General features: G+C 32.6%; 11 protein-coding genes. All 11 read left to right on the forward strand.

Translation table 11 applies throughout. The annotated features are described in order from the left end of the window. The first annotated feature begins 6 nt into the window (after positions 1-6). The 11 genes from KHA98_RS19350 to KHA98_RS19400 all read left to right on the forward strand — a co-directional run bounded on the left by KHA98_RS19350 (position 7) and on the right by KHA98_RS19400 (position 14,620). Complete coding sequence (locus KHA98_RS19350; protein ID WP_213259549.1) at positions 7-6,402, forward strand: FG-GAP-like repeat-containing protein; 6,396 nt, start codon at positions 7-9, stop codon at positions 6,400-6,402. Between the two features lie 5 nt (positions 6,403-6,407). Continuing rightward, on the forward strand, positions 6,408-7,067 hold the full coding sequence (locus tag KHA98_RS19355) for a hypothetical protein (RefSeq protein WP_213259550.1): 660 nt from the start codon (positions 6,408-6,410) through the stop codon (positions 7,065-7,067). A 47-nt stretch (positions 7,068-7,114) separates the two neighbouring features. Continuing rightward, positions 7,115-7,945, forward strand: a complete 831-nt coding sequence (locus KHA98_RS19360; protein ID WP_213259551.1) for a hypothetical protein — start codon at positions 7,115-7,117, stop codon at positions 7,943-7,945. Between the two features lie 10 nt (positions 7,946-7,955). Continuing rightward, entirely contained in the window at positions 7,956-8,441 is a 486-nt protein-coding gene (locus KHA98_RS19365) for a hypothetical protein (protein WP_213259552.1), read from the forward strand. 71 nt (positions 8,442-8,512) lie between these two features. Further along, entirely contained in the window at positions 8,513-9,463 is a 951-nt protein-coding gene (locus tag KHA98_RS19370; RefSeq protein ID WP_246522438.1) for an RHS repeat-associated core domain-containing protein, read from the forward strand. Beyond that, positions 9,447-9,851, forward strand: coding sequence for a hypothetical protein (locus KHA98_RS19375; protein ID WP_213259553.1), 405 nt, complete (start codon positions 9,447-9,449; stop codon positions 9,849-9,851). The genes KHA98_RS19370 and KHA98_RS19375 overlap by 17 nt, the downstream gene beginning before the upstream one ends. 305 nt (positions 9,852-10,156) lie before the next feature. Beyond that, positions 10,157-10,489: a hypothetical protein gene (locus KHA98_RS19380; protein WP_213259554.1), complete on the forward strand. Its 333-nt coding sequence runs from the start codon at positions 10,157-10,159 to the stop codon at positions 10,487-10,489. Between the two features lie 250 nt (positions 10,490-10,739). Beyond that, positions 10,740-10,973, forward strand: coding sequence for a hypothetical protein (locus KHA98_RS19385; protein ID WP_213259555.1), 234 nt, complete (start codon positions 10,740-10,742; stop codon positions 10,971-10,973). A gap of 459 nt (positions 10,974-11,432) precedes the next feature. Continuing rightward, positions 11,433-12,320 (forward strand): tail fiber protein, encoded by an 888-nt coding sequence (locus tag KHA98_RS19390; protein WP_213259556.1) that lies wholly within the window; start codon positions 11,433-11,435, stop codon positions 12,318-12,320. 258 nt (positions 12,321-12,578) lie between these two features. Then, entirely contained in the window at positions 12,579-13,559 is a 981-nt protein-coding gene (locus tag KHA98_RS19395) for a tail fiber protein (RefSeq protein WP_213259557.1), read from the forward strand. Between the two features lie 2 nt (positions 13,560-13,561). Beyond that, positions 13,562-14,620 carry a hypothetical protein gene (locus tag KHA98_RS19400; RefSeq protein ID WP_213259558.1) on the forward strand — a complete coding sequence of 353 codons (1,059 nt, stop codon included), beginning with the start codon at positions 13,562-13,564 and terminating at the stop codon, positions 14,618-14,620. Positions 14,621-14,622 lie beyond the last annotated feature (2 nt).

Consider the following 14,622-nt stretch of genomic DNA (forward strand, 5'->3'; position numbering starts at 1 on the left):
TGTGGTATGAAGAAGTTTTATATAAGCCTATTGTTTTTGTTAGTTGGGTTGATTGGTTTTGGGCAAACAGAGTCGGGTATTGTTGTTAATGAAACTACGGTAATTAAGAGGGTCAATAGTGTACAAGAAAATGTTAATACAGTGAGTCCCCAAGCCGCATCATCTAATTTACTTACTGCTACAAATTCTTTAACAGGTAATTCTGCCGAAACAGGTGTCGTAGATGGTGAGTTATCTATTTCATTAAATGGAAACGCACAATATACAATTCCTATTAAAGTACCAAATGGTATTAATGATATAGAGCCAAATGTAAGTTTAGTATATAATAGCCAAAATGGGCTTAACGGAAATGCGGCTCGTGGTTGGGATATTTCAGGAGTTTCATCTATAACAAGAATTCCGGCGAGTAAGTTTCATGATGGAGTAATAGATCCTGTTGATTTTAATACTTTAGATCGATTTGCTTTAGACGGACAAAGATTAATTGTAAAAAGTGGTACAACTGGTGTTTATGGGGCAGATAAAACAGTTTATGAAACAGAATATTTTTCTAATATAAAAGTTACTTCTTATGGCGTTTCGCCTTTAGGAACAAAATATGCGCCGGCTTATTTTTTAGTAGAATATCCAGATGGATCAAAAGCTTATTATGGAAATTCGACAGATTCAAGATCAATCATGGAATGGTCTATTTTGTATTTTGAAAACGCTCAGGGAGTTCGAATAAGTTATGGTTATACAGTATTAGACAATACAATGTATATTGATAGTATTAAGTTTGGAGCCGTAGGCAATGGAACGCCTCCTAACGAATTAAAATTTATTTATGAGGATCGAGGTGTTCCTGAAAATTTTTATGTTGGAGGACAAAATGTAATAAGAAGTAAAAGACTTAAAGACATTAAAGTTTTTACAAGCGGAATAGGGTTTAGAAATTACAATTTCTCCTATTTGAACGTAGATCGTATCAATAAAGTTACAGAAACTAGCGGAGACGGAACAAAAAGTTATAACCCAACAGTTTTTGACTATAATATGGTTTCTGAGGAAATAAAATATCTTGACATAAATACCTTGTTGGATATTGGAAACATAAAGTCTTTAAATGTTGCGGCTGTTTCAGGAGATTTCGATGCTGATGGAAAAATGGATTGTCTGGTATATCCAACTTTGGGCAGCGAAGCAAAAACAAAATATTGGTTATATGCAGAGATTGAATCGGGCTTTAATATTGGTTTAGAACATAAAGTGGGTGCTTTTGAAGATATTTTTCCTGCCACTTTTTTAAGTGAAGAAAATAAAGTTTTACCGCAAGGTTGGGTTGTTGTCAAAAATAATAATTCAAATTATACTTTTTCTGTATATAGTATGGTTAAATATTTAGGTGCTTCAAATATTATAACGCAGTATAGTAGATTAGTTAGTATTCCAAAAACTTTTTTTACGAGAAAAATAGTGTCTGGTGATTTTAATGGAGATGGTTTAACTGATGTTTTGATTTTTGATCAATCTACTGGTGAAGATAATCCTGCAGGTACAGATGTTTACTTTGTTGATTTAAAAAGAGATAATACTACAAATTATAAGACATTGCCAGGAAAATTTGTTACTCCGTTATCAAGATTTGCCAGAGTAGAAGTGGCTGATTTTAACGGTGATGGAAAATCTGATTTGTACGTGTTCGATACAGGTATTTTGACTATATATTCATTGAATACAGAAGATAAATTAGTTGTTTTGTATACAAGCGGTTTTGATAATACTATATATGTACCTAACATGTACGGAACAACTAGGTTTCCTATTTTAATGGGGGATTATAATGGTGATGGAAAATCAGATTTTATGATTCCAAAAGCATATGGCTCTTCACAATGGTATAAATACACCTCTACAGGAACTACAATGATAAAAGAAGAGAAATCTTTTGTGCCGATTTTTAGTCCAAATGATTCCTATACTACCTATAATTATATTGCAATAGATTTTAATAATGATGGGAGGACAGATTTGATAAAAACGATGAATTATTCGCAAAATAATAGTGGATATATTTCAGTGTTATGTTATTCAAATACGAATGGAGACTTAAAATATGAACCAAAAATAAGTTCAACAAGTACCAGATCTGATATCAATATTTACGCGCTGCCAGTATATTTGCCACAATCGTTAAATAGTCATAATGGTATAACAAACAAGGCAAATTCGACTCTAGAAGTTGCTTTTTTTAATCAAAGCAAAATACATTTTTTTAACTCAGGATACGATTATAAAAAGCAAAATTTAATAACCAATATAACAACAGGTAATGGAGTGCAGGAAGCTATTAGTTATATTCCGTTAAATACACAGTTTGCAAACACCTATCAAAATACACCTATTTACAAGCCTAGTAAAGATATTGCGGTTTATCCTAATGTTGATATTGTTATTGAACCCAATCTTTACGTGGTTTCAAAATTAGAAAAACAAAGTAAGGACAATTATAAGAAAAGATTGTTTGTATATTACGGTGCTGTGTCTAATTTGGAAGGACTTGGTTTTATGGGATTTCGTTCGGTAATGCAAACCGATTGGTATACTGATAGTACACCAATGTTTTCAAATATTGTAAAAAACAATATGGATTTAAGGGGTGCAAATGTAGAAAATTATTTTGCAAGAGGATTTAGAGAGCCTTTAATAACGGTACCTTTTACAGAAACCCTTAAAACAATAGTTAAAGGACAAGTCACAGATTATATCGTAACAGGATCTGACAATTTAGTAGCTACAGAAAGTATTACATTAAAACCAAATACAATAATAAAAGCAGGCAGTACATTTTCTGCAAAAATAAATGAGAAAGCAAATGATTCTCCTAATACGCCTCAGGATTATATTACAAAATCAATTTTGACTTATGACAGTACTCTTTTAGCAAATAAGGTTTTTAGATTAAAGAATACAGCAACTAAGCAGTTTAATACACTGACTAATACCAATACTGAAGATTCTGTAGAATATGATACTTACGATAATCCTGTAACATCAACTAATATAATTAGAGAAGGAGGAGCTATAATTCAGACTACAGTTTCAAATGTGGGATACTACAATGATCCATCAAATGCACGATATATAATTGGACGACCAATTAATAAATCTGAAACTGTTTCTGTCACTGGTAGTACAATGAGTTCTGATGAAATTTATGAATATAATTCGAGAGGTCTTCTTGATAACAGAAAAAGAAAAGGAACCAATACAAATTACATTACAGAAAATTTTGTTTACGATGTTGCCGGGAATATTTTGAAAAAAACAATAAGAGCATCGCAAGTTACCGCCAGAGAGCTTACTTATGGTTATGATACTTCTCGCAGATTTTTAATAAACTTTTCCGACGCAGAAAAAATGGCAACAGAGTTTGTCTATAATCCTGATGGGACATTAAAATCAGAAACAAACCCGTATGGTCTGATAACTTCATATACCTACGATTCCTGGTTTAAAAGATTAACGGCAAAAGATGAAAAACTTAATAAAACAATAAGCTACAAGTACACAAGAAATACCGAAAAAACGATTCTTTCTGTTACTACAGATGCATTAGACGGTAGCGCAACAGAGGAAACATTTGATGATCTTGGCAGAAAAATAAAATCGGCGCAAAAAGATTTAAACGGAAATTTTTCATCTGTATCTTATATGTATGATGTTTTCGATCGCAATTATAAAACAAGCGAGCCTTATTTTGGGGATAATCCTACTCAGTGGAACGAGATGAAATTTGATATTTACAGTCGCCCTGAACAAAGTTTAATGTTTAATTCCAGAAAAACGACCGTTCTTTATGATGGTCTAAAATCTAGTATTACAGATGGCCAGAAAACCAAAAGTTTTGTAAAAAATGCAGTAGGAAATATTGTTTCTTCTACAGAGACAATAGGTGGCACTATTAAGTATGACTATTTTGCTGATGGAAATATTAAGCAAACCGATTACAATGGCGTAAAAATAAATATTGAGCAAGACGGCTGGGGGCGTAAAACAAAAATAACAGATCCCTCGGCGGGTGTTTTTACCTATAAAAATAATGATCTGGGAGAGCTGGAAATAGAAACCAGCCAAAATGGCGAGGCTGTAACCACAATTACCCGAGATGATACAGGAAAACCAATTAAAAAAACAGTAGTAGGAAAAGGAACTGATACAGAAACAGTATATGTTTACGACACAGCCACTAAATTGCTTACAAGAGCGACTTTTAAAGACAAAAAAGAAACCACAGGAAGCAATGAAATTGTAACAACGTATACTTACGACGATGTTTTTAAAAGAGTACTAAAAATAGAAGAAGAAAAAACAGGTGTTTCAAACTTTACCACTATATTTTCTTATGACGGACTTGGCAGGATTGATACTGAAACAAAAACAGCAAAACTGGGTGCAAAAAGAAGCAGCGTTACAACAAAAAGAGAATACAAAAATGGCGATTTATACCGAATTGTTGATAATGACACAAAAAAAGTACTTTGGCAGGTTAATGAGTTAAATGCAAAAGGGCAGTTGAAAGAGAGTGTTTTAGGAAATGGTATAAAAACGATAAACGAATACGATACCAATGGCTATGTCTCTAAAATAAAATACAATCAGACAAATGGCAGTTCTCTATTAACATTAGATACCCAGTTTGATGTAAAAACAGATAATTTGCAGTACAGAAAAAATAGCGCATTTAATTATGACGAAAATTTTGCATACGATGAAATTGACAGATTAACCGAATTTACTAACAAATTGGGCATCAAAGAAACGCAGAGTTACGAGGCATCTGGAAAAATAAAAAGCAATGCTTTAGGAACGTATGAATATGGAGCCGCCGGAAAACCATACCAAAATACGGCTATTGCATTAACGCCGGAAGCATTGGAGTATTATAAGAATAGAGGTGAGGCCATTGTTAATAATGGTAAGACAGAAAGAAAACTTGATGTTACCTACAATGCATTCAAAAGCCCGCTTGAGGTTACAGAAACTGGCATAGACAAAATAAGTTTTGCCTATAATGACAACAACCAGCGCAGTACCATGTATTATGGTAGTCTGGCAGATAAATCGCTGCGACCTATGCGCAAACACTATTCTATGGATGGCACTATGGAAATTAAAGAAAATAGCATAACAGGAACAGCCGAATTTGTTACCTACATTGGCGGTGATGGCTACTCGGCACCAGTGGTATTAAAAACCGATGGAGTAAACACGCCAAATTATCTATATTTACATAGAGATTACCAAGGCACTATTTTGGCCATAACAGATGCAAATGCCAATGTAGTCGAAAAACGATTGTTTGATGCTTGGGGCAGTATTATAAAAGTACAGGATGGTGCCGGAAACACCTTAGCAGGATTAACCGCTCTAGACCGCGGTTATACAGGACACGAACACCTTCAAACTGTAGGCTTGATTAATATGAACGCCAGATTGTATGACCCTATGCTGCGCAGGTTCCTGCAGGTTGATAATTATATACAAGATGTAACCAATACCCAAAACTATAACCAGTATGGTTATGTGTTTAATAACCCGTTATTGTATACAGACCCAAGTGGTAATGTGGCGCAAAGCGGCGGAGATTGTATTGATTGTGGTTTAACGCCTGGTCAACAAACAGGAATTGGAAATGGTATAAGAACTCTTCATGATAATTGGGATAGCTGGAGAATTAAAGAATGGTTTAATAAAAATATTAACGCAGATAAAATTAGCGAATGGTGGAAAAGTAAAGTTAGTTTTAATAATATATTTGGTCGCCATAAAAGTTCTGGACCACCACCTAATAGGAGTGGTTATGTGGGTTTGAATAATTATTCTAATGGACAGATAGGGATGAATAATTTTGTTTCTAAAACAACATCAGCCACTTTGCAGAGAAGTCTAATACCGGAAAACTATTTTGTTAAATTAGAAGGAAATAGTACAACTGTGTTTGGAAATGCTAAAATTATTAACACGAACGTTGGTGTTTCAACTGATGCAATAACGGGGGCAATAGATAAATCAATAGATTATCAATTAAATCTGGGGATTTTTAATGGTAATTTAGAAATTTCTGGCTCATCAATAACTGTTGGGACTGGATTTTCTGCAGCTAGTCGATTATATTTAGGGAGCTCCATTACTTTATCAGCCGATTTTTTTAAAAGTAGCAATATTTCAATTAATGGTTATGGTGATTTAAATGGAGATAGTAGGTCAACTGGATTTAGCGCAGGTATAAAGCCAGCAGGAATATTATTTAAGTTTGCAGAGATTATTATGCGTCGAATTTTACCAGTGGAATTTATTCCAATTGGAGCACAGTATAATACAATTGTGCCGATTATGGGTTCTCAATATAAAATATAAGAATTATGAAAAAACACATTATTTTTAAAATCATTGGAGTTGCATTAATGGTATTTATGGTATACAAAATTGTAATTTATATTGCATCAGATTTTGGAATTACAACTAACAAACTTCAATCTAAAATAAAATTGAGTGAACTAATTAATATTTCTGAGAATCGGGTTGATTATAGTTTGAATTATTATATAAATAAAGATTTTGTTGGATTTAATGCTTTAATTGATGAAAGATATTTTTTAACGGTGACCAAATTAGGTAAGATAATAAATGGTTATGAATTAATTTCTACGAATAAACAACCAAGAAAAAAAACAAATTTCAATTTCTTCTCTTTTTCAGATATTAATGATAAGAGTGGGCGATATATAGATTTAGATAATTTTCCATTTAACACAAAAAAGCTTTATTATTTTAATACAGGTCAAATTTCGAGGATTAATCAGTCTGAATTTTATGAGATAGAAGGAAAATTTTCTTTATTTAATATATCGTTTGAAAATGAGGATAAAAGAGATTTTGGATACGTTGGTTTCGAGGGAAAACAATCAATTAGTTTCATTAATTATAAAGGAAATCTTTTTGTGATAAATTTGATTCCCATTGGAGTTGTTTCTTATAAGAGCTTGCATAGTTTGACGGAAAAAACAATTTCGCAAAAGTAATTTTTTACTAACACATAAATCCTTTTGAGTAGCATCTTGTAAACTAAATGATCTTAAATTTAAACGGAAGTTTAGGAATTGGCAGGGAGAATTCAGCAAAAGTAGGAGATTGCATAGGTTGTGGAGGTACTAATTACCCAGCCTATAATGAGAACAACATGCAGTATCATCCTGATCTTGCAGATAAAATTAAACATTGGGTAGGCGGATGGGCCAGCGCCAGAAATATTGACGAAGCGGGTACCGCAGTAGGAAAAGCAGCAAGAGATGCAGTCAATTTTATTGGCAGAAATATTGGTTCTTTGTTTGGAGGAAACAAAAGTTCAGGACCACCACCTAATAGGAGTGGTTATGTGAGTGTGGTTAATTCTAATATACTTGGAAGTATTGGTGTTAATAGTGGTAACCCAAATGGCAAAGAAAGAATTGACACTTGTCCATATTGTTTAGATCCATCTACTATTGGACATAATTTAGTAGGTTCATATCCTGGTGGTGATAATCCAAGATCATACAATGGAGATTATAATTATTCATACGTGCCTAACAGTATCGCAGAATACCCTGCCATTGGTCATGATAGAAGGTATGATAACATTCACGCAACTGGTGTCTGGGGTTTATTTACAGATTCGAAAGCAATTGGAGCGGATTGGAAATTTGTTAAAGAAGAGTTAGAAATTGCATTTGATCCAGTTGCTTTATTTGGAGCGAAAGAAAGATTAAAAGCAGGAGTGTTAGGAGTTGGATTAGGTTTTTTTGCTTCGTTTAAAACTGTTTTGACTTTGTCACAATCAAATGGTTATATGAGGATTAAAATGTGGTATATTATAAGTAATGCAGGAGTCAATAATACCCCTGTTATTCATAAACATTAAGTTTGTTTAAATGAGAAAAGGATTATATATAATTGGAATAGTTGTCATGCTAATTTTTGCTGTATGGATTGGTAGGGGATTTTCACCTGGAAGCTATCCTTATGCGGAGAAATATGAATTGGAATATAGTGAAGGAAGTGTAAAGCAGGCTGTTGTAAATTTTAAAAAACATAATCAAAAATTTTTAGTACCAAAAGTATCAATACATAATGAAGGCTCCTGGGAGTTGTTAGATGAAGCTAAAGGTGATTATTGGTATGGTTTTTATTTCTATTATAAAAATGAAAATCAAATTGTTTTTATTGTAATAAGATCTTTAGAGAAAAATATAACGGAATTATCCTTTGTTAGTATTAATGACGGGTTAAATATTGGAAATTGGAAAAACGTAAATGATGATTTTGATTATTTTACGAATAAGAAAGAAATGGAAAAATTTGAGAATAGTATTTTGAAAGGTATAAAGAAAGAATTAGAAATGAGTCAATCAGAATAGGATATTAATTAACGGTTATAGACCGCGGTTATACAGGACACGAACATTTGCAGAGTGTAGGATTGATAAATATGAATGCACGTTTGTACGACCCAATGTTGCGCAGGTTCCTGCAAGTAGATAATTATATACAAGATGTAACCAATACCCAAAACTATAACCAGTATGGTTATGTTTACAATAATCCTCTCTTGTATATAGATCCTAGCGGTAACGCAACACAAGGAGGTGGAGGAGATTGTGTCGATTGTGGTTGGGGAGCAGTTATAGGTAATGGTATAAAAACAATAGCAGATAATTGGGATAATTGGCGTATTAAAGAATGGGCTAATAAAAATATTAACGGAGATAAAATTAGCGAATGGTGGAAAAGTAAAATAAGCTTTAATAATATATTCGGTCGTCATAAAAGTTCAGGACCACCGCCTAACAGGAGTAGTTATGTGAACTTGAATAGTAGTAATATGTCTAGTGGACAATTGGGATTGAATACGAATTCTGCTGAAATTAAAAGTGATAATTTTATTGGAAAATCAATCTCAACAGGATTATTGGGAATTAATACAACAATTGGAGGCATTTCTACTTATATGGTCGAAACGGCTCAATTTTACAAAATGAATGAAGTATGGCATGTTACTAAAACTGCAGGAACAAGTTTTTATTGGCAATCCAGATGGAAAAATCCCGGTGCAATGTACCATAGAGCAAATCAAATTGCCAAAGTTAAAGGAGCTAGAGGCTTATCTACAAAATTAACAAAGGCAGGAGGTGCTTTGCTGGTTGCTGATATTGCTCTTTCTGGAAATATAAAACCGTCTCATGTTATAAATGGAGCGATGCTTGGAGTTTCAACAACAGGGGTTGGGTCTATAGTAGCAGGAGTGTGGTTTGTAGCTGATTTTGGTACAATGGGAGTGAATTATTTAATTTATGATGAGGCTAAAGGACTTGGTGATATTCTTGATGATAGTGACTTTGGAAAAACAATAACAATAAAAATGTATGAAGGATTGTATTAATAAAATCAGTTTTCCTGTTTTAGATATTTCGATTAATGAATTGAATGTGGAAAACGTAAGTGAAATAATTTTTTATGATATTTATTACCGTAACAAATCTTATGATTTGTTTGAGAAATTAAGATTAAATCATAAAGTTATTGATAGTAAAGGGGCCATTTTTAAGATAATTAAACTTCAAAAAAGTGAACGTAGTTGGATAAGCTTTTTTGGAAAATTGAAAGATGAAATGATATTTGAGCTATTAGAAGAACCGATTAATTTGGATGATTTAAAAGATCTCATGGTAAATAGAATAGATAATCTTGAATCAAATGATTATAAATTTAAATGGATAGAAAATGTTAAAAAAGCTCAAAATTTTAATGAGTTAATAAGAGCTATGTAGACCCCGATCGCGCAGATTTGTAATCTGCGCCCGCAAAGTTGAGTAAACGCAAAAGGTTAGTGTTTTTAAAATAAGTACAATACAACATCTAAATCATTTTCTAAGCCTGAATAATTTCCTTGTTTGAAGAAATTACTTTGCGGGCACAGATTACATTACAAATCTGCGCTATCATCGCGAAGAGATATCTGTGCGATCATGTTTTAATTTTTCACAAAATAAATTTAAAGGCTAATGTTATGGATAAAAAATATCATATTATTATTTTCGGTTTTTGTTTGATTGTGTTATTAGTAACTAATAAAATGAATAAGCGCAAGGCTGAAAATTCTTTAGGAGATTATGATTTCTCAATTTGTTATGTAGAAGTGTATTTTAATAGAGGAACAATTGGCCATAATGTAGGCAAAAGTTCAATTACATATTCTTATACTGTCAATAATATTCATTATGTGAATAATTATGACATGTTGTTTTATAAACTTCCTTCTTCGCCAAACGTTAATGATAAGTTTGTTGTGGCATATAATAAAAACGACCCTCAAAAAAGTCTTTTGTTGGGAGATTATCCAATTAAAATGGATAACGATTTTAAAGTTTTCTTGGATGCTCACAAGGAAGGTGTAATTGAATTTTAAGTAGGTCATGTTTCAAAATAGGGTCATATATCAGAATAGGGCATTAGTTAACAAGCCCTATTAAGCACGAATAATTAAAATGATTAATATGAATTTTATCAAAAAAAGAGACAGCCTTCAGGTTGTCTTTAATTTTTTAAGTTTGGAATATTGGATGACTTGGTAATCTTTGAGTTGAGTCTTTTTTAGGCAGTAGTACAGTAATTAGAGATCGTAATAATCAAGTATTCAAAAAGTGATTTTTTGATGCTTGGAAGGTGTTGTAAGTATAAAAGACAGTGAAGGAAATAAGTTAGCAGGTTTAGCTATTTTAGATTGCGGTTTTACAGGTTACGAAAACCTGCAAAGTGCAGCGTTGACTAATGTAAGTGTAAGTTTGGGCGACCCTATGCTGCGCGGGTTTCTGGAGAGGTATAATTATACAGAGATAGTCTGGGAAATTGAAAAATTGATGTATTTAAGAAGGAAGACTCTGAAAATGTAGAATACTTCAGTTTTTTTTATAATCATTGGTGGTTTTCTAGAAGAAAATCATGTTTCATGCTTTTGTTTGCTATAAGCATGTGCTTTTTAGCATTGTTTTCTACTGTACATGTAAGTGGAGCTGTGATTTTAATGTGCCAATTCATTAGATTAGAAATAGACATGTAAAACTGTTAAGACATTATCAGACGTTAATTTTTTTCCTGCGTTTAAAACAGATATAAAAAGACTTTAAAATGTGGAATCCCGTAAAAAAAATGCAAAATGCTTTTGTTTATTTGCGAGCGAATTTAACGAAGTATTAACCGTTTTTCGGAGGATGGATTTAACCGAGCAAGAGATCGAAAAAACGAATTAATATGATAGAAACGAATTCTAAACTGCTTCAGAAAATAGAGCGAATAATTCTGTACATGATTGAAATGAAAAAAGAAATTGAACAATTGAAAAGAGATAAATAATGAAAAAACGTACTTTAGTCCTATTTTTAATTTTAACGTTAAAAGTTTCTGCACAAATTAATTCTCCGAACGGAAATAACATATTTTCTTATAATGGATTGGCAGATGTAACATTCAAATATCCTGAAAGAGGTTCAGGAGGAAGAGCTTTTGTTCATGCTCCGTATAATGTTTTGTCAATCAATTTTGAGGAAGATTTTAAGGGAGGAACAAGGATTGGAACAACTGTGCTTTTTAAGGATTACGGAAATTCCTTTATTGCAGGAGGAAATTTTGGAGTTGGGACAGTAAATCCTCTAGCTAAATTTCAAGTTGATGGTGGGAATATATTAGTTAGAAATTTTGCAAATGTTGATAATGAATCTGCCATCATGATTGCACATTCTATTAATGTGACCAATTATGAGTTAGCCGGAACATCGATTAGGACAATTACTCAAAATGCTGGTGAAAATACTTATGGATTGCAGTTTTTCACTCACGAATCCTACTTGACAGGACAAAAGGAGAAAATGCGAATTCTTGGAAATGGAAATGTTGGAATAGGTACAACAAAACCAGACTCTAAACTTACTGTAGCAGGAAATATCCATGCTCAGGAGGTTAAAGTTACTGTTAATGCCGGTGCTGATTTTGTTTTTGAAAATGATTATGCTTTACCATCTTTAGAAGTTGTAGATAAATTTATAAAGGAAAATAAGCATTTGCCAGAAATTGCTTCTGCGGAAAAAATGAAGAGAGATGGAATTAATTTAGCTGAAATGAATATAAAACTTTTGCAAAAAATTGAGGAAATGACTTTATATATGATTGATATGAAGAAAGAAAATGAAAAACAAAATAAAGAAATAGAAAACCTTAAGAAGAGTATTAAATCGTCAAAGTAAAGTAAGAAAAATGAAAAAAGGACTATCGTATTATTGTGTATGTTTGCAGGACTAAGCTTGCAAGCTCAAAGTCTAAATCCGACTTTTAATATTGTTTCTCCGGGAACAACTAATGCTTTTAAAGGAGGATATACTTTTTCATATTCATAGGTAGGAACCTGTTAGCGGCGATTTGCAAACCTGCGCTATCGTTGCGGAGAGATATCTGTGCGATCGGGCTTCGTGCAGATTTGAGTTAAATTGAAAAACAGAATGAAAATGAATAGAATTATTGTAGCAGTAGTTGTTGTATTAGTAAATACATTAAATGCAGATGCCCAAAAATTAACTCCAACTAATATAATAAATGCTGAAGGAGCAGCCGACAGCTTTGTTGGGGGATATACTTTTTCATATTCTTCAGCAGGGACGCCATGGAATGGCGCATTAATAAGTTTTGGAGGTTTTGATAATAGATATGATTGTCAGATTAATGCTGATTATGGTCCAAGAGGAGGCGATCGAATTTCTTTTAGAACTAAAAATGCAGACCTTAATAATGGAATTGGTATTTGGAATAAGTGGCATGAATTGGCTACACGAAGTGAAAATACTTTTTTTGGAAATCAGATAGTTAATGGTAACATTGGCATTGGTGTAGGAGCTCCATCTGCATATTTAGATGTCTATTCGCCAATTTTGACACAAGGGAAATATGATACTCAAAAATGGTCTACTAGAGATGTTGATTATCATCTAAAATTGCAAACTGTTTGGGATAATAATGGAGTAAATCAGGAATTTGTGCAACGTTATAATGGAGTAGATTATGCAGCTCTTTCTTTTTATTGTGGTAATATTGGTGTTGGCGTGTCAAAACCAGATTCTAAACTAACCGTTGCGGGAAATATCCATGCTCAGGAAGTAAAAGTCACTGTTAATGCAGGAATTGTTCCTGATTATGTTTTTGCAAGTGATTATAAACTAAGATCGCTAAATGAAGTTGAACTATTTATTAAGCAAAATAATCATTTGCCCGAAATCCCTTCTTCCAAAGAAATAGAAAAGAACGGGTTAATGATGGCCGAAATGAATTTTAATTTGCTGAAAAAAATCGAAGAATTGACTTTGTATATGATTGAGATGAAGAAAGAGAATGAAGAAATGAAGATAGAGAATGAAGAGATGAAAAAAGATAATTTGAATATAAAGAAAAAGCAAACTGAACTAGAAAAACAAATTAGAATTTTAAAAAGATAATTATGAAAAAATGTGCTTTATTGTTATTGCTTTTAACCTTTCATCTAAATTTTGCTCAAAACACATTTCCAACTAATGATAATGTTGGTATTGGGACTTTAAATACTGTAAGCAAATTGACGGTTAACGGCTCTCTTACAATAAATGGAGGATTGAATAACATGACTTCACGGCCTTCTGTTTCTGCTACTACTTTAGCAAATGGAGAAATTAGAGGTTATAGTAATACTGCAAACGGAGCTGATGATGGATTTTTACGACTATCAGCTGGTGGGGGTGCAAATGCTGTAAAGTCTTATATTGATTTGTCTGGTTATTCGACTATACCAGATATGATGAGTAATATCGTCTTCGGCACTTACGGTGCTGAAAGAATGCGTATTAATTCAAATGGTGATGTCGGAATAGGAACAAATAACCCAAAGGGTCTATTAGACGTCAAAAAAACTTCTTTAAATGCGGGAGGACAAGCGGTTGTAAATATAATTGGTTCTACTTGGGCAGGTGATGGTGCTAGTATAGTATTAAACCAACTTTGGAATGATCGATATTATAAAACAATAATTGATAATTATGGTGGAGGAACATATGCTCAAACAGGTTCAGGATTAAAAATCCAAACCTCCTATTGGAACGGATCAAATATCAGTGCTATTACATCCTTAGTTTTATCACCAGAGGGTAATTTAGGTTTAGGAGTTTTGAATCCAAATAACAAGTTAGATGTAAATGGTACTATCCATTCCAAAGAAGTAAAGGTAGATATGACAGGCTGGTCAGATTTTGTATTCAAAAAGGAGTATAATCTGCCAACATTGGAGCAAGTTGAGAAACATATTGCAGATAAGGGGCATTTAGAGAATATTCCAAATGAAGAAGAGGTGCTAAAAAATGGAGTTAATTTGGGTGAAATGAATGCTAAACTTCTTCAGAAAATTGAAGAATTGACTTTGTATATGATTGAGATGAAGAAAGAGAATGAAGAAATGAAAAAAGATAATTTGAATATAAAGAAAAAGCAAACCGAACTAGAAAAGCAAATTAGAATCTTAAAAAAATAATT

The organism is Flavobacterium branchiicola (genome assembly GCF_018383905.1).
In the GTDB taxonomy this organism is placed as follows: Bacteria; Bacteroidota; Bacteroidia; order Flavobacteriales; family Flavobacteriaceae; genus Flavobacterium; species Flavobacterium branchiicola.